The sequence below is a fragment of the Pseudorhodoferax sp. Leaf274 genome, assembly GCF_001422445.1.
Classification (GTDB): domain Bacteria; phylum Pseudomonadota; class Gammaproteobacteria; order Burkholderiales; family Burkholderiaceae_C; genus Pseudorhodoferax.
The window spans coordinates 103016-127069 of the sequence record NZ_LMNA01000012.1 but is presented as its reverse complement, the minus strand read 5'-3'; the positions used below and the strand labels follow the sequence as shown (position 1 = coordinate 127069).

Genomic DNA, 24054 nt, shown 5'->3' with positions numbered 1-24054 from the left:
GCGCTTATTCCAGGCCGAGTTCCTGGATCTTGCGCGTGATGGTGTTGCGCCCGATGCCGAGCTTCTGCGCGGCCTCGATGCGGCGCCCGCGCGTGTTGTTGAGCGCGGTCAGGATCAGCTTGGACTCGAAGCGGCGCGTGAGCACGTCCCAGACGTCGTGGCGGTCGGCGGCCAGCAGCTCGAGCGCCTCGGCTTCCAGGCCACGCTCCCATGCGGCGACCGTCCCGCCGCCCAGCGGCGGCAGGGGGTCGGACACGGGCACCGGCTCGCCCGGCAGGGCCTCGGCCAGGGGGCTGCTCGCCACGGGCTCCGGCACGTCGTGGCTGGCCACGGGCCGTGGCGGCGCCACCGGCGCAGCGGCGCTGGCGGCGGCAGCCGTCAGCACCTCGGGCGGCAGGTCCTTGGCCTCGATGACCTGGGCCGGCGCCATCACCGTGAGCCAGTGGCACACGTTCTCGAGCTGGCGCACGTTGCCGGGGAAGTTGAACAGGCCCAGTTGCGCCAGCGCGGCATCCGAGATGCGCTTGGGCTCCACGCCCAGCTGCGCGGCGCTTTGCTGCAGGAAGTGGCGCGTGAGCATGGCCACGTCTTCCTTGCGCTCGCGCAGCGCCGGCAGGCGCAGGCGGATCACGTTGAGGCGGTGGAACAAGTCCTCGCGGAACACGCCTTCGCGCACGCGCTGCTCCAGGTCCTGGTGCGTCGCGGCGATCACGCGCACATGGGCCTTGACGGCGTTGTGCCCGCCCACGCGGTAGAAGTGCCCGTCGGACAGCACGCGCAGCAGGCGCGTCTGCAGGTCGAACGGCATGTCGCCGATCTCGTCGAGGAACAGCGTGCCGCCCTCGGCCTGCTCGAAGCGCCCGCGCCGCATGGTCTGCGCGCCCGTGAAGGCGCCGCGCTCGTGGCCGAACAGTTCGGACTCCAGCAGGTCCTTGGGAATCGCCGCCGTGTTGATCGCGACGAAGGGGCCGTTGGCGCGCGGCGAATGCTTGTGCAGCGCGCGTGCCACGAGCTCCTTGCCCGAGCCGGATTCGCCCGTGATCATCACCGTGACGTTGCTCTGGCTGAGCCGGCCGATGGCACGGAACACGTCCTGCATCGCCGGTGCCTGGCCCAGCATCTCGGGCGCGGCAGCCATGCGCTCCTCGGACACTTCCTCGCGCTGGCTTTCCTCCACCGCGCGGCGGATCAGCTCCACCGCCTTGGGCAGGTCGAAGGGCTTGGGCAGGTATTCGAAGGCGCCGCCCTGGAAGGCCGAGACGGCGCTGTCCAGGTCGGAGAAGGCGGTCATGATGATGACCGGCAGGCCGGGATGCAGCTCCTTGACCTTGCCCAGCAGATCCAGGCCCGAGCCACCCGGCATGCGGATGTCGCTGACCAGGATCTGCGGCCCGTCCTCGTCGCTGGCGCCCTCCAGGGCGGCCAGCACTTCGCGTGGATTCGTGAAACTGCGCGTGGGCAGGTTCTCGCGCAGCAGCGCTTTTTCCAGCACGAAGCGGATGGATTGGTCGTCGTCTACTATCCAGATCGGCTTCATGGTTATCGTCACCTCGGGTCGTCCCGCCGGGGGTGCCGCGAGCGACTGGCTCAAGGCAGCGGGATCAATAGCTTGAAATCGGTTCGGCCAGGGATGCTCTCGCATTCGATCAGGCCATGGTGCTGTTGCACGAAGGTCTGCGCGAGCGTGAGCCCCAGTCCCGATCCCCCATCGCGACCCGACACCAGCGGGTAGAAGATGCGGCTCTTGATCGACTCCGGGACCCCTGGTCCGTTGTCGATGACATGCAATTCCAGTGCCAGTCGATAGCGCTGTTTACCAAAGGTAACCTGCCGGGCCACGCGCGTGCGCAAGGTGATCTCGGCATCGCCCGCGGCCACGCGTTCGGCCAGGGCCTGGGCCGCGTTGTGCGTGATGTTGAGCAGGGCCTGGATCAGCTGCTCGCGGTCGCCGCGGAACTCGGGGATGGAGGTGTCGTAGTCGCGCACGACCTTCAGCCCGCGCGGGAACTCGGCCACGATCAACGAGCGCACACGCTCGCAGACCTCGTGGATGTTCACGTCGCCCACCACGTGCGGGCGGCGGTGCGGTGCCAGCAGCCGGTCGACCAGGGCCTGCAGCCGGTCCGCCTCGTGGATGATGACCTGCGTGTACTCGATCAGGTCGCGCGAGTCGATCTCCATCTCCAGCAGCTGCGCCGCACCGCGGATGCCGCCCAGCGGGTTCTTGATCTCGTGCGCGAGGTTGCGGATCAGCTCCTTGTTGGCCTGGGCCTGGTCGATCAGGCGTTCCTCGCGGTCCTGGCGCGCCTGCTGCTCCAGCGGCAGCAGCTCGATGATGATCTCGCCCGGCTCCTCGGCCGGCGCCACGATCACGTGGACGGGCAGGGGCTCGTAGGTCGCGCGCTTGAGGAAGGCGTCGTAGCGCAGCGCGGCGAACTCGTTGCTCTGCGCGCCTTCGAGCGCGTTCTGCACCAGGTGCGGTTCGGTGAAGAAATCGGAGAAGGACGAACCCTCGATCGTCCGGCGCGAGAAGCCCAGCGCGTCCTCCAGCGCGGCATTGGCGAACAGCACCGTGCCGTCGGCACGCAGCACCGTCACCAGCGTGGCCAGCAGGTCGAAGGTGTGGAAGCGCGAACTCGTCGCGGGCGACACAGGTCGCACGGGCCGGGTCTTGTTGGTCGGGCTCGTGGGGCTCATTGGGCGGCCGGCAGGCGCGCGATCTCGCGCTTGATGCCGGCGATGTCGCTGTCGTTGCGCGCGATGGCGGCCTTCATCTCGGCCACGCGGTCCAGGTAGCGCTGGTGGTTGCGCGCTTCGCCGCCCACCTTCTCGGGCTCGCCATTGTTGTAGTCCTTGAGCAGCTCGGCCTGCCGCGCCTCGGCCTTGCGCAGTTCGTTCTCGAGGATGCGGCGCGCCTCTGCATCGCGCGTGCGCTGGGCACTGTCGTCGCTGCGCGGCGCGGCGGCGGCCGGTGCGCGCACCGGTCCGGGCGTGGTGCCTGCGCGCGGCTTGGGGCCTTCGATGACCGTCACATTGCCGCCTTCCACCAGCTTGCAGCCGCGCTGCTGCGCCTCGCGCGCATCGCGGATGTTGTTGGTGTACTCGTTGCCGCAGCGGTACACCTGGCCCCAGGCGGCGGGTGCGAGCATGGCGGAAATCAGGGCAAGAACGATGGCAGTCTTCATGCGTCGGATGGGAGGAGGCCTTCGGTTGGGTCGCAGCGCATGGTAGCGCGCCACCCCGATGCCCCTGGGCGCGCGCTCCATGAAAAAAGGACGGCCGCGGCCGTCCTTTGCTGTGACTGCGCCGGCCGCCACAAGTTGCGGCGGGCCGGCATGCGCCTTACAGCGAGTAGTACATGTCGAACTCGACCGGGTGCGGCGCCATGCGGAAGCGCGTCACTTCGGACATCTTGAGTTCGATGTAGGCGTCCAGCATGGAGTCGGTGAACACGCCGCCCTTGGTCAGGAAGCTGCGGTCCTTGTCCAGGTACTCCAGGGCCTGGTCCAGGCTGTGGCAGACGGTGGGGACCAGCTTGTCCTCTTCCGGCGGCAGGTGGTACAGGTCCTTGGTGGCGGCTTCGCCGGGGTGGATCTTGTTTTCCACGCCGTCCAGGCCGGCCATCATCAGGGCCGAGAAGGCCAGGTAGGGGTTGGCGGATGGGTCGGGGAAACGCGCCTCGATGCGGCGGCCCTTGGGGTTCGCCACGTACGGGATGCGGATCGAGGCCGAGCGGTTGCGGGCCGAATAGGCCAGCTTGACCGGCGCTTCGAAGCCGGGCACCAGGCGCTTGTAGCTGTTGGTGCCGGGGTTGGTGATGGCATTCAGCGCGCGGGCGTGCTTGATGATGCCGCCGATGTAGTACAGCGCGAAGTCCGACAGGCCGGCATAGCCGTCGCCGGCGAACAGGTTCTTGCCGTCCTTCCAGATGGACTGGTGCACGTGCATGCCCGAGCCGTTGTCGCCGGCGTAGGGCTTGGGCATGAAGGTGGCGGTCTTGCCGTAGGTGTTGGCCACGTTCCAGACCACGTACTTCAGCACCTGCGTCCAGTCGGCGCGCTCGACCAGCGTGGAGAAGCGCGTGCCGATCTCGTTCTGGCCGGCGCCTGCCACTTCGTGGTGGAACACTTCGACCGGGATGCCCAGCGATTCGAGGATCAGCGACATCTCGGCGCGCATGTCCTGCGTGCTGTCGACCGGGGGCACCGGGAAGTAGCCGCCCTTAACGGTGGGACGGTGGCCGCGGTTGCCGCCTTCGAGCTTGGAACCGCTGTTCCAGGGGGCTTCGTACTCTTCGATCTCGCTGAACACGCGGCCGGGCTCGTTGCTCCAGCGCACGCCGTCGAAGATGAAGAATTCGGGTTCCGGTCCGAAGAAGGCGGTGTCGCCCAGGCCGGAGGCCTTCAGGTAGGCTTCGGCGCGCTTGGCGATGGAACGCGGGTCGCGGTCATAGGCCTTGCCGTCGCCCGGCTCGATCACGTCGCACTGCAGGAACAGCGTGGTTTCTTCGAAGAAGGGGTCGATGTTGGCGGTGTTTGGGTCGGGCATGAGCTGCATGTCCGAGGCTTCGATGCCCTTCCAACCCGCGACCGAGGAGCCGTCGAATGCGTGGCCCGACGTGAACTTGTCTTCGTCGAAGTGGGACACCGGCACGGTGACGTGCTGCTCCTTGCCACGGGTGTCGGTGAAGCGGAAGTCGACGAACTTGACTTCGTTCTCCTTCACCATTTTCATCACGTCTGCGACGGTCTTGGCCATCAAAAAGCTCCTGAGGGTTGGTTGGGGTCTACAGATAAGACGGGGACTTGGATGCAGGTTCCGTGCCAAACGGGTGCGCACCAAAACCGGCCGATACGCGCGGATCCGTGCGCGAAAAGCCCGCCACGACGGGCGTGCATCCTACAACGCATGCGCGCAAACTCCTGTGTTTGCACGTTCTTGGTGCAATCTTGCGAGATCACCAAAATGGCGCTTACGAGCGCACCAATTCGGGGCCAAGCGGCAGGGCCTGCGCGCGCAGGTCCTGCAGCAGGTCGGCGTAGGCCGGCTCGGCAGCCGCCGGCACGCCCTTCACGCCCAGTTCGATGTGGCGGCCGTGCTCGGGGTGGTCGACGCTGGGCAGGCTGAACACCTTCACGCCGGCATGGCTGCGCTCGATGCGCTCCATGAGCGGCACCAAAGCCGACTCCATGGCCCCATAGACGACGACGGAGCGCTCCACCCAAGCGGCGCGGCGCTGCAGCGCCGCATAGTGCGTGTCCAGCACCCACTCGACCATCGGCCAGGCCATGACGGGAAAGCCCGGCACGAAATGCACGTGGCCCAGGCTGAAGCCGGCGATCTTGTTATACGGGTTGGGGATGATGGCTGCGCCCTGCGGAAACACGCCCATGTTGAGCCGGTGCTGGTTGTCCGGGCGGTCGGGTTCGTAGGACAGGCCCTGCTCGCGCGCCATGTCCTGCATGCGCTCGCGGATCAGGGCCGCGGCCTCGGGATGCAGCACGAGCGGGCGGCCCAGCGCTGCGCCGGCGCACTGGCGGGTGTGGTCGTCCGGCGTGGCTCCGATGCCGCCGCACGAGAACACCAGGTCGCCCGAGGCGAACGCCCGCGCGAGCGTGGCCGTGATGCGTTCGGGCGCGTCGCCCACGTAGTCGGCATAGGCCAGCTGCATGCCGCGGGCCGACAGCAACTCGATGACCTTGGCCATGTGCTTGTCGGCACGCTTGCCCGAGAGTATCTCGTCGCCGACGATGACCAGGCCCACGGCCGCAGGCAGGGTCTCAGGGAGGGGGGAGTGGCGTGGGGGCATAGGGACGGGAAGTCGGGTGAGAAGCGTCGTCGCCCTGCTCCACCAGCACCGCGCTGGGTGCGGGCCATGCGGCATCTGCCGGCGCCACCTGCACGCTGGCGGCCTGCGCGCGCATGGCCTCGAGGGCGGCCAGCGCGAAGTGCGTGAACCACAGGGCAGAGAAGGCAAACACCAGCGTGTACAGCCAGACGGAGACGGGCACGAGCACCGGGGCCAGCACCACGGTCAGCGCGCCCCAGGCCCAGACCAGCGCCGGCGCGGCGCCCAGGTAGCCCGTCAGCACACCGAGGATCAGCAGCGTGGCGCGGTGCTCGCGCATGAGGGCGGTGCGCTCGGCCTTGCTGGCATGCTCGGCCAGCACGTCGTAGGACATCACGCGGTAGGTCAGCCAGCCCCAGATCAGCGGCGGCAGCACCAGCACCAGCGGCGGCACCAGCCACAGCGGAATCGACAGCACCAGCACCACCAGCGCGGCGATGGTGGCCCACAGCGCGCCGAACAGGCTGCCGAGGAAGGACCCGCCATGGCGCTTGTCCAGCCGCGGAAAGCGCCGCTCGCCGACCAGCGCGACGACCGACGGCGTGACCAGGCCCGCCACCAGCAGCAGCGAGAGCACCACCACCACGGGCGTGACCAGCGCGATCAGCAGCAGCGGCGCCACCGCCGCCTGCACGGCGCCGAAACCCAGGCCCTGCAGCCAGCCCATGACGGTGCCGAACAACGGCCAGCCGTGCAGCCAGGCGCGCATCCACGCCACGGCCGGCTCCCAGAAGAAGTAGCCCAGGCCCAACGCCAGCGCGGCCATCAGCACCAGTGGCAGGATCGACAGGGCGACGACACGCGGGTGCAGGCAGTAGGCTGCCGCACGCCAGAAGGAATCCATCAACAGACGCATGGCTTGAGGATACCCCGGCGCTCAGGCGCGCCCGAACAGGCGCATGACGCCCAGCCATTGCTGGCGCCAGAAGCCGCGGCCGTAGTCGCGCACGCCGTGCGGGCCGGGTTCGACCTGGTCGCGGATGCCGGTCGGGTCGTAGCGCACGGCGAAGTCGGCGGTGCGGAACAGCATGTCCCACCAGGGCAGCAGCACGCCGAAGTTGACGCCCCCGAGGCTGTTGCGCCCTTCGGATTCATGGCCGATGCCGATGCTGTGGTGCCGCCGGTGGAAGCGCGGGCTGATCCACAGCCGCTCGCCGACCCGGCCGAACCACAGCCGCAGGTTGGCATGGTGGAAGTTCTCGGACAGCTGCGTCAGCGCCACGATGGCCACGAACTGGCCGGGGCCCACGCCGATCAGCTGCGCCACGACGACCAGGATGGCGTCGCGCAGCAGGTCGTCCAGCAGGTGGTTGCGGTTGTCGCTCCACATCGTCATCTGGCGCTGCGAGTGGTGCAGCGCATGCAGGTTCCACCACCACTGGAAGCGGTGCTGGCCACGGTGGATGGCGTAGTCGGCCAGGTCGAACACCAGCAGGTACAGCACGAAGCTGACCCAGGCCACGTCCGTCACGCCAGGCCACAGGCCGTCCAGGTGCCAGGTGGACCAGCCCTCCACGCGCAGCCAGCCGAACACGTCGTCCATCCACGGCTCCAGCGTGAAGAACAGCGCGAGCCGGAACAGGCCCAGGCGGTGCACCAGGGTGTAGAGGATGTCGGTGCGGATGGCTGCCCGGTCGGTCACGGACTCGACCGGCCGCCAGCGCTGCAGCGGGCCGATCACGAGCAGCATGGCCGCGATCTGCAGCAGACCGACCAGCAGCCAGCCGGTGGCGGTGAAGGCATCCTCCAGCCAGCCACCCAGCCCCAGCGCGAACACCAGCGGCTGCACCAGCGACTCGAACAGCCACTGCTGCGCGCTGGCGAACAGGTCGGTCAGCGACTCCACGGTGGGTCGTCCTTGTTCGCCGCGATCCAGCGCACATAGTCCGGGTGCTCGCGCAAGGTCGCAAAGCAGAAGCCCTTGGCCTTCAGGCCCTCGATCAAGGGCTCGAGCACGGCCGGCGCCCACGGGTCCTTGCGCGACCAGATGCCCAGGTGGGCCACGAGGATCTGGCCGGGACGGATGTCGCGCAAGGCCTTGGCCAGCAGGTCGGCGTTGGAATAGCGCTCGCTGGGCAATTCGTCGCCCAGGAAGCCGGCGGGCGCCCAGCCCACGTGGGCATAGCCGCAGCCGCGCGCCACCGACAGCAGCGCCGGCGAGGTCCGCCCGCCCGGGGCCCGGAACAGCGGCAGCGGCGGCTGGCCCGTGATGTGCTCGAGCCGGCGCGCGGCGCGGCCGATCTCCTCGCAGTACTGCGCGGCCGTGAATAGCCGGGTCTGGCCGATGTGGGGGCCGGCCGATGCACGCATGCGAAAGCGCGCCGTGCCGTCGCGACCGGGCGGCACGTCGGCGCTCCAGTAGACGTGGTCATAGGTGTGCGAGGCGAAGGCGTGGCCCTCGCGCGCGCGCTCGCGCCACCAGGCGGCCCAGTCGTCGCCCAGGCTGCCATCGCCCTGCTGCGTGGCCTCGTTGGCGGCAAAGAAGGTCACGCGCACATCCTGGCGCCGCAGCACCTCGGCGACGAGCGGGGCCACGCCCATGTGGCCGGTGTCCAGCGTGAGGTAGAGCGGCCGCGTGCAATTGGCGGCGGCCTGGCCCGTCAGCACCAGCGCGACAGCGGCCGCGATGGCCTTGCGCAAGGGCAGGCCACGCTCAGCGCGTGGCATGGTCCAGGGTCCACACGCCATGCGGCGAACGGCCGACCTTGACCTGCTGCACCAGCTTGCCGCTCTGCAGGTCGAGCACGCTGAGCTTGCGCGCCCAGCGCGAGGTGAAGTACAGCAGCCGGCCGTCGGCCGAGACTTCCATGCAGTCCGGCCCGCCGGGCGCCACGTAGCTGGCGACGGCCTCCAGGGTGTGCAGATCGATCTTGCTGATGGTGTTGGCCACGCGGTTGCTCACGAAGACATGGCGCCCGTCGCCGGCACTGCGGAAGGCATGGGCCCCGTTGCCTGTCTTGATCAGTTTGGTGGCGCGGGGTTCCTTGCCCGAGATGTCGAACACCTGTACGCCGTCGGCGCCGGTGAGGCCGACCAGCAGGCTCTTGCCGTCCGGCGTGCCGAACACGTCGGCCGGCATCTTGCCGGTGGCCACCTGCCAGCGGATCTGCTGCGTGGCCAGGTCCACGGCGATCAGCTCGTCGCTGTCCTGCACCGACACGTAGGCCGTCGTGCTGCGCGCGTCGATCCAGATGTGGCTGGGCGTCTTGCCGGTCTGCAGGCGGCGCACCATCTGCAGGTCGTGGCCGTTCCAGCGGTACAGGTCGACGTGGTTGAGCCGGTTGGCAGCGATCACCAGCCACTTCATGTCGGGCGAGAAGCGCAGGTGGTAGGGGTCGACGATGTCGCGCACCACCTTTTGCACCTCGGCCGTGCGCGGGTCGATGAAGGTCAGCGTGTCGCTCAGCGCATTGGCCACGATCACCGACTTCTCGTCCGGCGTCATGTACAGGTGGTGCGGCTCCTTGCCGGTGGCGATGCGGCGCGTTTCCTGCCAAGTGACCGGATCGATCACGCTGACGGAAGCGTCCAGGGAGTTCAGCACGAAGACCGGGGCGCGCTGCGCATGCGCAGCCAGAGGAGACAACACGGCCAGCGCGAACAGCATGGCGCCGATCCGGAACAACAACAAGGATTTCACGACACCCTTTGCACAGAGCGCGCAGTGTATCGCCGCCAAGACGTCAGCCCGCCACCAGCGCGGCGAGGTCGGCAGCACGCAGCCAGCGCCATTGGCCCGGTGCCAGGTCGGCCGGCAGTTCCATGGCACCGATGCGCGAACGGTGCAAGCCTTCGACCCGGTTGCCCACCGCGGCCAGCATGCGCTTGACCTGATGGTACTTGCCGTTGGTCAGCGTCAGGCGCAGGTGGCGCGCGGCCCCGCCCGCATCGACGATCTCGGCGGCCGCGGCCTGCACCGGGCGCGGGTCGTCGTCGAGCACCACGCCGCGCAGCAGCGCTTCGACCTGGCCGCTGTCCAGCGCATGCTTGGCCTGCACCTCGTAGACCTTGGGCGTGAGCTTCTTGGGCGAGGTCATGCGGTGCAGGAATTGGCCGTCGTCGCTGAGCAGCAGCATGCCAGTGGTGTCCTGGTCGAGCCGGCCCACCGCCTGCACGCCCTGCAGCGCGCTCTTCTGCGGGCGCTGGCGCAGCGGCGCAGGCAGCAGCGTGTAGACGCTGGGATAGGACGAAGGCTTGTGCGAACACTCGGTGCCAGCCGGCTTGTGGAGCAGCACATAGGCCTTCTCGAAGTACTCCCAGTCCTGGCCTTGGACGCGAAAGCGCAGGCCTTCGGGAGCGAAGTCTGCGGCGGACTCGGTGCACGGCGCAAAGACGCCGTCCGCACCCGCCACGGCGACATGCCCCTGCTGGACGAGCCCTGCGCAAACGCGCCGCGTGCCGAAGCCTTGTGAAAACAGAATGTCCTGCAGCTGCATGGATGACGGTGGGTTCGGAGCGGCCAGGACACAGGCGCCTGGCAAAAATGGCCGCCGATGATACCGGCGACCGCAATGCGCCATGGGGCGGCGCGGTGCGTCCCTACATACGCTGCGGCCGCACGCGATGCACCCGCGATTGGCTGGCGCGTCCCACGCTCGTCGTCGATCTTGTCCGGCAGCGCCATCCACGCGCATGGCCCATCGTGGTGTCCCCGACCGCACCCCGAAGATCCGCATGAAAAACGCCTGGCGCCGCCTGCAACACGCCGCGCTGACCGCCCCGGGGCTGGGCGTGCTGCTGCGTGCGATGCACAACTACATCCTGCACCAGAGCGCGAACCAGGCGGGCAGCCTGGCGTTCTCGTCGGTGCTGGCCATGTTCCCGCTGCTGCTGCTGTTGTCCGCAGCCGCGGCCTATGTGGGACAGCCCGGCGACGCCGCGGCGCTGGCCGGCCGCGTCATGGGCTATGCCCCGCAGCTGGTGCGCGATGCCGTGCAGCCCGTCATCGACGAGGTGCTGGCCCAACGCAACCAGGCGCTGCTGGCCATGGGCGTGGTGGTGACACTGTGGACGGGCTCGTCCGGCATGCAGGCCGTGCGCTCGGCCCTGAACCGCGCCTACGGCATCGAGCGCGGCACGGCGTTCTGGAAGGCGCGCATCAAGGTCACGCTGTTCACAGTGGTCGTCGGCGGCGGCATCCTGTTCGCCTTCAGCTCGGTGATCGTGATGCCCTACCTTTGGCACTTGCTCCAGCAACAGGTCGGCGCGGGGCAGGAAACGCCCTGGCTGCGCAACAGCGTGCGCTATGGCTCGGCCTTCGTAGTGCTGAGCGCCCTGTATGCCGTCGCCTACGCCTGGCTTCCGGACGCGCGGCAACGGATCGGCACGGTGCTGCCAGGGGCCATCGTGGGCGCTGCATTGTGGGTCGTGGCGGCTGCCACGCTGTCGTACACGCTGCGCAGCGCGGGCAAGCTGGCGCTGGTGTATGGCAGCTTCGCGGGCGTGGTGGCGATGCTCGTGTTCCTGTACATCAGCGGCTCCACGTTGATCTTCGGCGCGGAGGTCAACGGTGTGCTGCGCGAGGACCGAGAAGACGATCTGCCCACGCCGATCGGGGATGGCTGATGCGCCAAAGAAAAAGGCGTTCACCGGATTGCGGTGAACGCCTTTGGGAGGTTTGGTGGAGCTGGGGGGATTTGAACCCCCGTCCGCAAGCCATCTTCGCGCAGATCTACATGTTTAGCGGTCTGTTTTGGATCTCACTTCCCGTAGCGCGCAGCCGCACGCTCTACGAGACGCCAGTACCCTTGGATCTCGCCCCATGCCAAGGTACCCGGCAGGGAGCCAGCCAACGTAAATAACCTTACAGCCGGGAGCTCAGGATTTGCATCCGTCACCCCTTGCCCAGCCCGTCGGCATGCTGTTGTAAGGCTCACTGGTGTTTAAGCAGCGAGTGCGAAACGTTCGTCGTTTGCAGTTAGTTTGTTTGAATCTGTTTAACGAGCGCATTCAGCTCGACATGCACCGCCACGATTCCGAACCCACGTCGAAACCAATGCAGCCCCAGAGCACGCTATTTTAGGCTACTTGGCGCAATTGCAAGATCGATCGCAAGATCCAGTGCCGGCAACAGGTCCAAAGGTGCAGCAATGGAAGCGTCGGCACCCCAATCCTGCGTATCGGCACCGGCGCCCAGGTAGCCATAGCATGCGGCGACGGTCATCATGCCGGCTGCCCGGCCCGCCACGATGTCACGCGCATCGTCACCCACGTAGACGCAGGCGCCAGGATCCAAACCCAGCACGCGGGCGGCCTCCAGCAGGGGCGCAGGATGCGGCTTGGCATGGGGCGTGGTGTCCCCGCTCACCAGCACGCCGCTGCTGGCGAACAGCGGCATGCCCGCGGTCAGCGGATGGGAGAAGCGCGAGGGCTTGTTCGTGACGACGCCCCAGCGCAGGCCGCACGCCTGCAGTGCTTCGACGAGGGCTGCAACGCCATCGAACGCGCGTGTCAATTCGGTGAGCCGGCGCTCATAGTTCTGGAAGAACTCTTCGCGCAAGAGCGGAAAGTCCGGATGGTCGGGCGCCATGCCGAATGCGACGCCCAGCATGCCCCGCGCACCGGCCCCTGCCATCGCACGGTAGGCGGCGAGACCCAGGGCGGGCAGGCCGCGGTCGGTGCGCAGTTGATCGGCGGCCGCGCCAAGATCGCCTGCGCTGTCGACCAACGTGCCGTCCAGATCGAACAGCACGGCCTTGAGCTCACGCGCCATGCGCTGCCTCCATTGGTCGGCGCGTGGCCAGCATGTAGTTGACACTCGTGTCGTCGCTGAGCCAGTAGCGCCGTGTGATCGGGTTGTATTCCAGCCCGCGGCTGTGCTCCAGCCTCAGGCCTGCATCGCGGCAATGGCGGCCGAGTTCACTGGGCCGGATCATCTTGTCGTAGTGGTGCGTTCCGCGCGGCAGCAGGTTCAACAGGTATTCGGCACCCAGGATGGCGAACAGGAAGGACTTGGGGTTGCGGTTCAGCGTGGAGAAGAACACCCAGCCGCCTGGCTTGACCAGTTGGGCGCAGGCGCGCACGACAGACGCCGGATCCGGCACATGCTCGAGCATCTCCATGCAGGTGACCACGTCGAAGCTGGCCGGCTGCTCGGCAGCCAGTTCCTCGGCGCTGACCTCGCGGTAGCGGATGTTGGGCGTGCCCGCTTCCAGAGCGTGCAACTGGGCCACCTTCAAGGCCTTGGTGGACAGGTCGATGCCGAGAACATCGGCATCTCGACGCGCCATGCTGTCGGCCAGGATTCCGCCACCACAGCCGATGTCGACGACCTGGCGGCCCGCCAACGCAGCGGACTCCATGATCCAGTTCAGCCGCAAGGGATTGATCTGGTGCAAGGGCCGGAACTCGCTCTGCGGGTCCCACCAGCGGTGTGCCAGCTCGGAGAACTTCGCCAGTTCGGCCGGGTCGGCATTCAAGGCAGCATTCATGGTTTCCTCTGCACAAAGAAAAAAGCCCGCAAGATGCAACTCGCGGGCTTTGATGCCTGCAGGCAAGCGCCTGCAGTTGTTCTCTGACGAGAATCAGTTGGCGCGGGTGCCAACCACTTCGATTTCCACGCGGCGGTTCTTGGCGCGGCCTTCGGCGGTTTTGTTGTCGGCCACGGGTTGCTTCTCGCCCTTGCCTTCGGTGTAGACACGGTTGCGCTCGATGCCCTTGGACACCAGGTAAGCCTTCACGGCTTCCGAACGGCGCACGGACAGACGCTGGTTGTAGGCATCGGTGCCGACGGAGTCGGTGTGACCCACGGCGATGATGACTTCCAGGTTGATGCCCTTGATCTTGCCGACCAGATCGTCCAGCTTGGCGCGGCCTTCCGGCTTCAGCACGGACTTGTCGAAGTCGAAGAAGGCGTCTGCAGCGTAGGTCACCTTGGTGGCTGCGGGCGGCTGGGGCACAACGGCAGGTGCCGGAGCGGGTGCCGGAGCCGGCGTGGCTGCGGGCGCCGGAGCGGGTGCAGCGGCAGCTTGGGCGACGATGGCGCCATCGCAGCCCTTGGCTGCCGTGGCCGGGGTCCAGTTGGCGTTGCGCCAGCACAGGGCTTGGTCGGCAGTCTTCCAAACCAGTGCGCCGTCGGCGGTACGCCAGTTGTCGACCGTTTGTGCACCTGCCGCGGTAGCGATCGCTGCGGAGGCCAACAACATCGCCACTTTATTCAATTTCTTCATGGTTCTCCTCTGGGGGAAAAAGGCGCAGCAGCGCTGCGAAACCGGAACGCCTTCAGTGACCACCACTGAGCACGTACGCATTGATTGTGCCATAGCCCCCCCTGGCGACCAGGCGGCGGACCGTAGGACAAAATCCAAAACCAAGCCGTTTGTTGCAACTACGCTACAGATGCAGGGACCTAAAATGCTTGGCCTTCCTTGTCGCTCACACCATGACCCAATTCGCCAAAGAAACCCTGCCAATCAGTCTCGAAGAGGAGATGCGGCGGAGCTATCTCGACTATGCGATGAGCGTCATCGTCGGGCGGGCGTTGCCCGATGCACGGGACGGATTGAAGCCTGTGCACCGCCGTGTGTTGTTCGCAATGCACGAGATGAACAACGACTGGAACCGGCAATACCGCAAGTCGGCGCGTATCGTCGGCGACGTCATCGGTAAATACCACCCGCACGGAGACCAGTCGGTCTACGACACCATCGTGCGGATGGCGCAGGACTTCTCCATGCGCCACATGCTGGTGGACGGCCAGGGCAACTTCGGCTCGGTCGACGGCGACAACGCCGCCGCGATGCGGTACACCGAAATCCGCCTGACCAAGATCGCGCACGAATTGCTGGCCGACCTGGACAAGGAAACCGTCGACTTCGGCCCCAACTACGACGGCAGCGAGAAGGAACCCCTGGTCCTGCCCACCAAGCTGCCCAACCTGCTGATCAATGGATCGGGCGGCATCGCGGTCGGCATGGCCACCAACATCCCGCCGCACAACCTCAACGAGGTCGTCGACGCCTGCCTGCACCTGCTGCGCAACCCGGACGCCAGCATCGATGCGCTGATGGAGATCGTGCCGGCCCCGGATTTCCCCACCGCCGGCATCATCTACGGCATCAGCGGCGTCAAGGAAGGCTACCGCACGGGCCGCGGCAAGGTGGTGATGCGCGCCAGGTGCCATTTCGAGGACATCGACCGCGGCCAGCGCCAGGCGATCATCGTCGACGAGCTGCCCTACCAGGTCAACAAGAAGACGCTGCAGGAGCGCATGGCCGAGCTCGTGCACGAGAAAAAGCTCGAAGGCATCAGCCACATCCAGGACGAGTCCGACAAGTCGGGCATGCGCCTGGTGATCGAGCTCAAGCGCGGCGAAGTGCCCGAGGTCGTGCTGAACAACCTGTACAAGCAAACGCAGCTGCAGGACACCTTCGGCATGAACATGGTGGCGCTGGTCAACGGCCAGCCCAAGCTGTGCAACCTGAAGGACCTGATCGAGGTCTTCCTCGACCACCGGCGTGAAGTCGTCACGCGGCGCACCGTGTTCAACCTGCGCAAGGCGCGCGAGCGTGGCCACGTGCTGGAAGGCCTGGCGGTCGCGCTGGCCAACATCGACGAGTTCATCCGCATCATCCGCGAATCGCCCACGCCGCCGGTGGCCAAGGCCGAACTGATGGCGCGCAGCTGGGACAGCCAACTGGTGCGCGAGATGCTCACGCGCACGCGTGCCGACGGCGGCGTGGTCAACGCCGACGACTACCGCCCCGAAGGCCTGGACCCCGCCTACGGCATGGGCGCAGACGGCCTGTACCGCCTTTCGGACACCCAGGCCCAGGAAATCCTGCAGATGCGCCTGCAGCGCCTGACCGGCCTGGAGCAGGACAAGATCACCGCCGAGTACAAGGAAGTCATGGCCGAGATCGAGGACCTGCTCGACATCCTGGCCAAGCCCGAGCGCGTATCGGTCATCATCACCGACGAACTCACCGCCATCAAGCAGGAGTTCGGCCAGACCAAGGTGGGCGCGCGCCGCAGCCACGTGGAGCACAGCTCGTACGACCTGAGCACCGAAGACCTGATCACGCCGACCGACATGGTCGTGACGCTGTCGCACTCGGGCTACATCAAGAGCCAGCCTCTGTCCGAGTACCGGGCGCAAAAGCGTGGCGGGCGCGGCAAGCAGGCCACGGCGACCAAGGAAGACGACTGGATCGACCAGCTCTTCATCGCCAACACGCACGACTACATCCTGTGCTTCTCGAACCGCGGCCGGCTGTACTGGCTCAAGGTCTGGGAAGTGCCGCAGGGATCGCGCGGCTCGCGCGGGCGCCCCATCGTCAACATGTTCCCGCTGGCCGAGGGCGAGAAGATCAACGTGGTGCTGGCGCTCACGGGCGAGAACCGCAGCTTCCCGGCCACGCACTACGTGTTCATGGCCACCTCCATGGGCACGGTGAAGAAGACCTCGCTCGACGAGTTCAGCAATCCGCGCAAGGGCGGGATCATCGCCGTCAATCTGGACGAAGGGGACTACCTGATCGGCGCGGCCCTCACGGACGGCAAGCACGACGTGATGCTGTTCTCCGACGGCGGCAAGGCCGTGCGTTTCGACGAGGACGACGTGCGCCCGCTGGGCCGTGCGGCGCGCGGCGTGCGCGGCATGACGCTGGAAGCCGGCCAGAGCGTGATCGCCATGCTGGTGGCCGAAGATGAACAGCAAAGCGTGCTGACCGCCACCGAGAACGGCTACGGCAAGCGCACCAGCATCACCGAGTACACCCGCCACGGCCGCGGCACCAAGGGCATGATCGCGATCCAGCAGAGCGAGCGCAACGGCATGGTCGTGGCGGCCACGCTGGTGCATGTGGACGACGAGATCATGCTGATCACCGACAAGGGCGTGCTGGTGCGCACGCGCGTCGCCGAGATTCGCGAACTGGGCCGCGCCACCCAGGGCGTGACGCTGATCGGGCTGGACGAAGGCTCCAAGCTGAGCGGACTGCAGCGCATCGTGGAGAACGACGCCAATGCCGCACTGTCCGACGGCGAAGGCGGCGAAGGCAGCGACGACGACAAGCCCGCCAACTGACCCTGCCCCGTACCGGCCCCGGCCTGCGCGAGCGGCCGGGGCCTTTTTCTTCTTCTCTTGCCAACGGAGTGCCCATGCAACAGCGCCCCTACAACTTTTCCGCCGGCCCGGCCGCCATCCCAGAAGAGGTGCTGACCGAGGCCGCCTCCGAGATGCTGGACTGGCATGGCAGCGGCATGGGCGTCATGGAGATGAGCCACCGCGGCAAGGAATTCATCTCGATCTACGAGAACGCCGAGGCCGACCTGCGCGAATTGCTGGCCGTCCCGAGCGACTACAAGATCCTGTTCATGCAGGGCGGCGGACTGGGCGAGAACGCCATCGTGCCGCTGAACCTATCGCGCGCAGGCACGGTGGATTTCGTCGTCACCGGCAGCTGGAGCCAGAAGTCGATCAAGGAAGCCGCGCGCTATTGCACACCGCACCTGGCCGCCAGCAATGCCGGCGACCACCACACCACGCTGCCCGAACCGGCCACCTGGAAACTCAGCCCCGGCGCGAGCTACCTGCACATCTGCAGCAACGAGACCATCCACGGCGTGGAGTTCCAGACCCTGCCCGACCTGAAGGCCCTGGGCTCGGACACGCCGCTCGTCATCGATTGCTCCTCGCATGTCGCGAGCCGCCCCATCGACTGGTCGCGCGTGGGCCTGGCCTTCGCCGGCGCGCAGAAGAACCTGGGGCCGGCCGGGCTCACGCTGGTGATCGTGCGCGAGGACCTGCTCGGCCATGCGCTCAAGGCCTGCCCGAGCGCCTTCGACTACAAGACCGTGGCGGAGCACGATTCGATGTTCAACACGCCGCCGACCTACGGCATCTACATCGCCGGCCTGACCTTCCAGTGGCTCAAGCGCCAGCAGGAAGGCGCCCTGACCGGCATCGCCGCGATGGAGCAGCGCAACCGCGCCAAGGCCGAGTTGCTGTATGGGTTCATCGACGGCTCGGACTTCTACGTCAACAAGGTCGCGCCGACCTGCCGCTCGCGCATGAACGTGCCGTTCTTCCTGCGCGACGAAAGCCGCAACGACGCCTTCCTCGCGGGCGCCAAGGCGCGTGGCCTGCTGCAGCTCAAGGGCCACAAGTCCGTGGGCGGCATGCGCGCCAGCATCTACAACGCCATGCCGCTGGCAGGCGTCCAGGCGCTCGTGGCCTACATGCGAGAATTTGCGCAGACCCACGCCTGACACACGCCTGAAAGAGACAAGCCCGCCATGCGCGCAGAGCCCAGCACCGTTTCCTCTCCCGATCTCGCGGCGCTGCGCGTGCAGATCGACGCACTCGACCAGGAACTGCTGGCGCTCTTGAACAAGCGGGCCCACGTCGCCGAACAGGTGGGTGCGGTCAAGCGCAGCGAAGGCTCGCCCTTCTACCGCCCGGACCGCGTGGCCCAGGTCATCGCCAAGATCCAGTCGCGCAACACAGGCCCGCTGCGCGACGAGCATGTCGCGTCGATCTGGAACGAGATCATGTCGGCCTGCCTGGCGCTGGAAGCACCGCAGCGCGTGGCCGTGCTGGGACCGGCCGGCACCTTCAGCGAGGAGGCTGCGCTGCAGTACTTCGGCAGTGCCGCCGAACTGCAGTATTGCGCCAACTTCGACGAGGTGTTCCACGCCACGGCCTCGGGCGCCGCACACTTCGGCGTGGTCGGCATCGAGAGCTCGGCCGAAGGCGGTGTCACGCGTTCGCTGGACCTGCTGCTGAACACGCCCACGCACATGGTCGGCTCCGTGAGCCTGGCCGTCCAGTTCAACCTGCTTCGCCTGTCCGACTCGCTGGACGGCATCGAGGCCGTGCTGGCCCATCCCCAGGCCCTCGCGCAGTGCCAGGACTGGCTGTCCACGCACCTGCCCCACGCCGAGCGCCGGGCGGTTTCCAGCAACGCGGAAGGCGCGCGGCTGGCATCCACCAACCCGGCCTGGGCCGGCCTGGCGGGCGAACGCGCGGCCACGCAGTTCGGCCTGCACCTGGTGGCCCGTTCCATCCAGGACAACGCGCACAACCGCACGCGCTTCGCCATCATCTGCCTGCCCGAGACGCTGGATGCGCCGCCGGCCTCGGGCAAGGACTGCACCAGCCTCGTGGTGTCGGTGCCCAACCGCCCTGGCGCACTGCACGACCTGCTCATGCCGCTCAAGACCCACGGCGTGTCGATGACGCGCTTCGAGTCGCGCCCGGCCCGCACCGGCCAGTGGGAGTACTACTTCTACATCGACCTGGACGGCCACCCCTCGCAGCCGCACGTGGCCAAGGCACTGGAAGAACTGCGCGAGATCTGCGCCTTCTACAAGCTGCTGGGCACCTACCCGGTCAGCGCCTGAGGGCGGCCCGGCCATGTTCGAACGCCTGGGCCTGATCGGCTGCGGCCTGATGGGCGGCTCGTTCGCGCTGGCGCTGCGCCAGGCCGGGCTGGTCCGCCAGATCGCGGGCTTCAGCGCCTCGCCGACGACGACGCAGCGCGCGCTCGAGCTCGGCGTGATCGATGTGCAGGCCGACTCGGCCGCCGAGGCGGCCGCCGGTGCCGACCTGGTGCTGGTCGCCGTGCCCGTGGCCGCCACCGAAGCCACGTTCGCAGCGATCCGCTCCGCGCTGGGTGCCGACACCTTGCTCATGGATGTGGGATCGACCAAGAGCGACGTGGTAGCCGCCGCCGAACGCGCATTGGGCCCAGCCCTGCCCTGCTTCGTGCCGGCCCACCCCATCGCCGGCAAGGAGCGGTCCGGCGTGGACCATGCCGATGCTGCGCTGTACCAGGGTCGACATGTGATCCTCACGCCCATGGCCACTTCGGGTGCGCGCCAGCTGGCGCTGGCCCAGGAGGTCTGGGCCGCGATCGGCGCGCGCCTGGTCGAGATGACGCCTGCCGCCCACGACACCACCTTCGCCGCGGTCAGCCACCTGCCGCACCTGCTGGCCTTCGCCTTCATCGACGGCATCGCCCGGCAGCCCGGCGGCGCCGCCATCCTGGCGCTGGGCGGGCCGGGCTTTCGCGACTTCACGCGCATTGCCGCCGCCGACCCGCGCATGTGGCGCGACGTGCTGCTGGCCAACCGCCAGGAGCTGCTGGACCAGCTGCGCCACCACCGGCAGGCGCTGGCGCAGTTCGAGCAGCTGATCGAGGCCGGCGACGGCGCCGCGCTGGAGCAGCGCATCGCGCAGGCCAGCGACACCCGTGCCGCCTGGCACATGGATTCATTCAAACCCGGGACCTGAGAATGTTCGACACCGCCTTTCTGGATCTCCCCCCGCTGCAGGGAGCCGCCGGAACGGTGGCGCTGCCGGGCTCCAAGAGCATCTCCAACCGCGTGCTGCTGCTGGCCGCGCTGTCGGCCGGCCAGACCACCGTGCGCGACCTGCTGGACTCCGACGACACGCGCGTGATGCTCGCGGCGCTGGCCCAGCTGGGCTGCGCCATCGCACGCGAAGGCAACAGCGTCACCATCACCGGCCTGGACGGAAAGCTCGGCACGGCCGAAGCCGAGTTGTTCATGGGCAATGCCGGCACCGCCATCCGTCCGCTGACGGCCGTGCTGGCCCTGCTGGGCGGCAACTTCACGCTGACCGGCGTGCCGCGCATGTACGAGCGGCCCATCGGCGACCTCGTCGATGCGCTGGTGCAACTGGGCTGTGCCATCGGCTATGGCGCCAACCCGGGCTATCCGCCGCTGCAGATCGGCATGCCCGGCGCGCTGCAGCTGGACCAGCCGATCCGCGTGCGCGGCGATGTCTCCAGCCAGTTCCTCACGGCGCTGCTGCTGGCGCTGCCGCTGGTCGCCCGGCGCGACATCACCGTCGAAGTGGTCGGCGAGCTGATCTCCAAGCCCTATGTGGAGATCACGCTGAACCTGCTGGCGCGCTTCGGCATCGCGGTGGCGCGCGAGGGTTGGCAGCGCTTCACGATCCCGGCCGGCAGCCGCTACCAGTCGCCCGGCGAGATCCATGTCGAGGCCGACGCCTCCTCGGCCAGCTACTTCGTGGCGCTGGGCGCGATCGCGGCCGCGGCCGGCGAGCCGCTGCGCATCGAAGGCGTGGGCGCGGCCTCGATCCAGGGCGACATCCGCTTCGTCGAGGCCGCCCAGGCCATGGGCGCGGCGGTCGAGGCCGGCCCCAACTGGCTGTCGGTGGCGCGGGGCGCCTGGCCGCTCAAGGCCATCGACCTGGACTGCAACCACATCCCCGACGCGGCCATGACGCTGGCCGTCATGGCGCTGTACGCCGACGGCCCGAGCCGGCTGCACAACATCGCGAGCTGGCGCGTCAAGGAGACCGACCGCATCGCCGCCATGGCGGCCGAGCTGCGCAAGTTCGGCGCCGAGGTGGAGGAAGGCCAGGACTACCTGCGCATCGTGCCGCCGCCGCTCGCAGCGCCCTGGCCCAGCGCCGCCATCCACACCTACGACGACCACCGCGTCGCCATGTGCTTCTCGCTGGCCGCGTTCCACCGGCTGCGTCCGGGCGCAGCCGTGTCGCGGTCGCCGGTGCGCATCCTCGACCCCCGCTGCGTGGCCAAGACCTTCCCTGATTATTTCGAGACGCTGCTGTCGGTCTGCCGCACGCCGACCGCCCAGGTGCCGGTGCTGTGCATCGATGGCCCCACGGCCTCGGGCAAGGGCACGGTGGCCGCGGCCGTGGCACGCGCGCTGGGCTACCACTTCCTCGACTCGGGCGCGATGTACCGCATCACGGCCTTCGCGGCAATGCGCGCCGGCCACGCGATCGGCCCGGACGGCGAAGCGGCCATCGCCCGCATGGCCGCTGCGCTGCCGGTGCGCTTCGACGACGGCCGCATCTGGCTGGACGCCGAGGACGTGACCGACGCCATCCGCACCGAAGAGGCCGGCATGAACGCCTCCAAGGTCTCGGCCCTGCCGGCCGTTCGCGCGGCGCTGGTGGACCTGCAGCTGAGCTTCCGGCGCCTGCCGGGCTTGGTCGCCGACGGGCGCGACATGGGCACGGTGATCTTCCCGGCCGCCCCGCTCAAGGTGTATCTGACGGCCAGCGCGGAGAGGCGCGCCGAGCGCCGGCATAAGCAATTGATTTCCAAGGGGATTTCAACTACAATCGCCGACCTTCGCGCAGACCTTGAGGCGCGCGACGCGCGGGACTCGTCCCGGGCCGTCGCCCCGCTTCGCGCCGCAGCCGATGCCCTCACCCTGGACAACTCCGATCTGACAGTGCAAGCCTGTGTCGATCGGGTGCTGGCCTGGTGGGATCAACGGCAGGGCTTCTGAAGCAACGGCTCAGGGCCGCACGAAGACAGGTCCATCCGGCCAGCCCGCGCAGCAGCGCATCGGCCGGGTGGTTCGAAACCCAACCGTCGCGGGACGTTCCCGCACACTACCGCCACGACAGCCTTAGAAGCCGGCGCAATCCCGCGCAGGCGAAACCTGCTCCGTGGCCAAGGAAACACATGTCTGAATCTTTTGCCGATCTGTTCGCCGAGTCGCTCCAGAAAACGGAGACGCGCGTTGGCGAGGTCGTCACCGCTGAAGTCGTTCGCATCGAGCACAACTTCGTCGTCGTCAACGCCGGCCTCAAGTCCGAGTCCTACGTCCCGGTCGACGAGTTCAAGAACGACCAGGGCGAAGTCGAAGTGCAGATCGGCCAGTTCGTGCCGGTGGCCATCGTCGCCATCGAGAACGGCTACGGCGACACCATCGTCAGCCGCGACACCGCCAAGCGCCTGGCCTCGTGGATGGCCCTGGAAAAGGCCCTGGAGTCCGGCGAGTTCGTGACCGGCACGACCAGCGGCAAGGTCAAGGGCGGCCTGACCGTCCTGGTCAACGGCATCCGCGCCTTCCTGCCCGGTTCGCTGATCGACACGCGCCCCGTCAAGGACCTGACGCCGTACGAGAACAAGACCCTCGAATTCAAGGTCATCAAGCTCGACCGCAAGCGCAACAACGTGGTGCTGTCGCGCCGTGCCGTGGTGGAAGCCTCCATGGGTGAAGAGCGCGCCAAGCTGATGGAAACGCTGAAGGAAGGCGCCATCGTGCAGGGCGTGGTCAAGAACATCACCGAATACGGTGCGTTCGTCGACCTGGGCGGCATCGACGGCCTGCTGCACATCACCGACATGGCATGGCGTCGCGTGCGCCACCCGAGCGAAGTGGTTCAGGCTGGCCAGGAAATCACCGCCAAGATCCTCAAGTTCGACACCGAGAAGAACCGTGTCTCGCTGGGCCTGAAGCAGATGGGCGACGACCCGTGGATGGGCGTTTCGCGCCGCTACCCGCAAAGCACGCGCCTGTTCGGCAAGGTCACGAACATCGCCGACTACGGCGCATTCGTCGAACTGGAACCCGGCATCGAAGGCCTGGTGCACGTCTCCGAAATGGACTGGACCAACAAGAACATCGCACCCTCCAAGCTGGTCTCGCTGGGCGACGAAGTCGAAGTCATGGTCCTGGAGATCGACGAAGACAAGCGCCGCATCAGCCTGGGCATGAAGCAGTGCAAGGCCAACCCGTGGCAAGAGTTCGCGCAAAACACCAAGCGCGGCGACCGCGTCAAGGGCCCGATCAAGTCGATCACCGACTTCGGCGTGTTCGTCGGCCTGGCTGCCGGCATCGACGGCCTGGTGCACCTGTCCGACCTGTCGTGGAACGAAACCGGCGAAGCCGCGGTGCGCAACTACAAGAAGGGCCAGGAAGTCGACGCCATCGTGCTGGCCGTGGACGTGGACCGCGAGCGCATCTCGCTGGGCATCAAGCAGCTCGACGGCGACCCGTTCACGACCTTCGTGACGGTCAACGACAAGGGCCAGACCGTGTCCGGCAAGGTCAAGACGGTGGACCCGCGTGGCGCCGAGATCGACCTGGGCGGCGACGTCATCGGCTACCTGCGTGCCTCCGAAATCAGCCGCGACCGCGTGGAAGATGCGCGCAACGTGCTGAAGGAAGGCGACGAGATCACGGCCGTGGTCGTCAACGTCGACCGCAAGACGCGCAACATCCAGCTGTCCATCAAGGCCAAGGATGCCGCCGACCAGAACGAAGCCATGGCTTCCCTGGCCCAGCAGTCCGCGCGTGAAAACGCCGGCACCACCAGCCTGGGCGCCCTGCTGCGCGCCAAGCTGGACAACAACAGCAACAACTGAGCGTTGCTGGGACCGCATGGAAACTTCGGTTTCCATGCGACAGTCGCCGGGCCAGCACCACCGCCACCTTTCGGGGGCGGCAGG

Annotated in this window: 20 protein-coding genes and 1 other RNA gene; 7 read left to right on the top strand and 14 right to left on the bottom strand. The window is 67.6% G+C overall.

The features are described from left to right. Positions 1–4 precede the first annotated feature (4 nt). The 10 genes from ntrC to ASF44_RS14615 form a co-directional block, all read right to left on the bottom strand. Positions 5–1537 carry a nitrogen regulation protein NR(I) gene (gene ntrC, locus ASF44_RS14660; RefSeq protein ID WP_056899966.1) on the bottom strand — a complete coding sequence of 511 codons (1533 nt, stop codon included), beginning with the start codon at positions 1535–1537 and terminating at the stop codon, positions 5–7. Positions 1538–1587: 50 nt separating this feature from the next. Beyond that, positions 1588–2610 carry a nitrogen regulation protein NR(II) gene (glnL, locus tag ASF44_RS14655; RefSeq protein WP_056900293.1) on the bottom strand — a complete coding sequence of 341 codons (1023 nt, stop codon included), beginning with the start codon at positions 2608–2610 and terminating at the stop codon, positions 1588–1590. Between the two features lie 83 nt (positions 2611–2693). Then, positions 2694–3185 carry a hypothetical protein gene (locus ASF44_RS14650; RefSeq protein ID WP_056899965.1) on the bottom strand — a complete coding sequence of 164 codons (492 nt, stop codon included), beginning with the start codon at positions 3183–3185 and terminating at the stop codon, positions 2694–2696. Positions 3186–3342: 157 nt separating this feature from the next. Beyond that, complete coding sequence (gene glnA, locus ASF44_RS14645) at positions 3343–4758, bottom strand: type I glutamate--ammonia ligase (RefSeq protein ID WP_056899964.1); 1416 nt, start codon at positions 4756–4758, stop codon at positions 3343–3345. Positions 4759–4972: 214 nt separating this feature from the next. Next, complete coding sequence (locus ASF44_RS14640; protein ID WP_056899963.1) at positions 4973–5809, bottom strand: molybdopterin-binding protein; 837 nt, start codon at positions 5807–5809, stop codon at positions 4973–4975. Then, the gene (locus ASF44_RS14635) at positions 5781–6704 is read right to left on the bottom strand and encodes an EI24 domain-containing protein (RefSeq protein ID WP_056899962.1); all 924 of its coding nucleotides are present in this window, start codon (positions 6702–6704) and stop codon (positions 5781–5783) included. Before ASF44_RS14635 ends, ASF44_RS14640 begins: the two co-directional genes overlap by 29 nt. Before the next feature lie 21 nt (positions 6705–6725). Next, complete coding sequence (locus tag ASF44_RS14630) at positions 6726–7694, bottom strand: sterol desaturase family protein (protein WP_056899961.1); 969 nt, start codon at positions 7692–7694, stop codon at positions 6726–6728. Further along, entirely contained in the window at positions 7682–8515 is an 834-nt protein-coding gene (locus tag ASF44_RS14625) for a polysaccharide deacetylase family protein (RefSeq protein WP_056899960.1), read from the bottom strand. Before ASF44_RS14625 ends, ASF44_RS14630 begins: the two co-directional genes overlap by 13 nt. Beyond that, positions 8502–9455, bottom strand: coding sequence for a cytochrome D1 domain-containing protein (locus tag ASF44_RS14620; RefSeq protein WP_056900292.1), 954 nt, complete (start codon positions 9453–9455; stop codon positions 8502–8504). The genes ASF44_RS14625 and ASF44_RS14620 overlap by 14 nt, the downstream gene beginning before the upstream one ends. Positions 9456–9531: 76 nt before the next feature. Continuing rightward, on the bottom strand, positions 9532–10284 hold the full coding sequence (locus ASF44_RS14615; RefSeq protein ID WP_056899959.1) for a 16S rRNA pseudouridine(516) synthase: 753 nt from the start codon (positions 10282–10284) through the stop codon (positions 9532–9534). 238 nt (positions 10285–10522) lie between these two features. Between ASF44_RS14615 and ASF44_RS14610 the strand changes: the two genes are divergently transcribed. Beyond that, entirely contained in the window at positions 10523–11413 is an 891-nt protein-coding gene (locus ASF44_RS14610; protein WP_056899958.1) for a YihY/virulence factor BrkB family protein, read from the top strand. 53 nt (positions 11414–11466) lie between these two features. On the opposite strand, the gene ssrA is transcribed toward ASF44_RS14610, so the two are convergent. The 4 genes from ssrA to ompA form a co-directional block, all read right to left on the bottom strand. Next, positions 11467–11853: a transfer-messenger RNA gene (gene ssrA / locus ASF44_RS31050) on the bottom strand. Between the two features lie 8 nt (positions 11854–11861). After that, positions 11862–12560, bottom strand: coding sequence for an HAD-IA family hydrolase (locus ASF44_RS14605; protein ID WP_056899957.1), 699 nt, complete (start codon positions 12558–12560; stop codon positions 11862–11864). After that, positions 12550–13278 (bottom strand): bifunctional 2-polyprenyl-6-hydroxyphenol methylase/3-demethylubiquinol 3-O-methyltransferase UbiG, encoded by a 729-nt coding sequence (gene ubiG, locus ASF44_RS14600; protein ID WP_056899956.1) that lies wholly within the window; start codon positions 13276–13278, stop codon positions 12550–12552. The genes ASF44_RS14605 and ubiG overlap by 11 nt, the downstream gene beginning before the upstream one ends. A 93-nt stretch (positions 13279–13371) precedes the next feature. Next, positions 13372–14016 (bottom strand): outer membrane protein OmpA, encoded by a 645-nt coding sequence (gene ompA, locus ASF44_RS14595; protein ID WP_056899955.1) that lies wholly within the window; start codon positions 14014–14016, stop codon positions 13372–13374. Positions 14017–14228: 212 nt separating this feature from the next. On the opposite strand from ompA, the gene gyrA reads away from it, so the two are divergent. From gyrA to rpsA, 6 genes are all read left to right on the top strand, one after another. Next, positions 14229–16874 carry a DNA gyrase subunit A gene (gyrA, locus tag ASF44_RS14590; protein ID WP_056899954.1) on the top strand — a complete coding sequence of 882 codons (2646 nt, stop codon included), beginning with the start codon at positions 14229–14231 and terminating at the stop codon, positions 16872–16874. A gap of 74 nt (positions 16875–16948) precedes the next feature. Continuing rightward, a complete protein-coding gene (serC, locus tag ASF44_RS14585) occupies positions 16949–18058 on the top strand; it encodes a 3-phosphoserine/phosphohydroxythreonine transaminase (RefSeq protein WP_056899953.1) in 1110 nt (369 codons plus the stop codon). 27 nt (positions 18059–18085) lie between these two features. Then, entirely contained in the window at positions 18086–19192 is a 1107-nt protein-coding gene (gene pheA, locus ASF44_RS14580) for a prephenate dehydratase (RefSeq protein ID WP_056899952.1), read from the top strand. 13 nt (positions 19193–19205) lie between these two features. After that, positions 19206–20084 carry a prephenate dehydrogenase/arogenate dehydrogenase family protein gene (locus tag ASF44_RS14575; RefSeq protein WP_056899951.1) on the top strand — a complete coding sequence of 293 codons (879 nt, stop codon included), beginning with the start codon at positions 19206–19208 and terminating at the stop codon, positions 20082–20084. A 2-nt stretch (positions 20085–20086) separates the two neighbouring features. Further along, positions 20087–22102 carry a bifunctional 3-phosphoshikimate 1-carboxyvinyltransferase/cytidylate kinase gene (locus ASF44_RS14570; protein ID WP_056899950.1) on the top strand — a complete coding sequence of 672 codons (2016 nt, stop codon included), beginning with the start codon at positions 20087–20089 and terminating at the stop codon, positions 22100–22102. Positions 22103–22281: 179 nt separating this feature from the next. Continuing rightward, positions 22282–23970 carry a 30S ribosomal protein S1 gene (rpsA, locus tag ASF44_RS14565; protein WP_056899949.1) on the top strand — a complete coding sequence of 563 codons (1689 nt, stop codon included), beginning with the start codon at positions 22282–22284 and terminating at the stop codon, positions 23968–23970. Positions 23971–24054 lie beyond the last annotated feature (84 nt).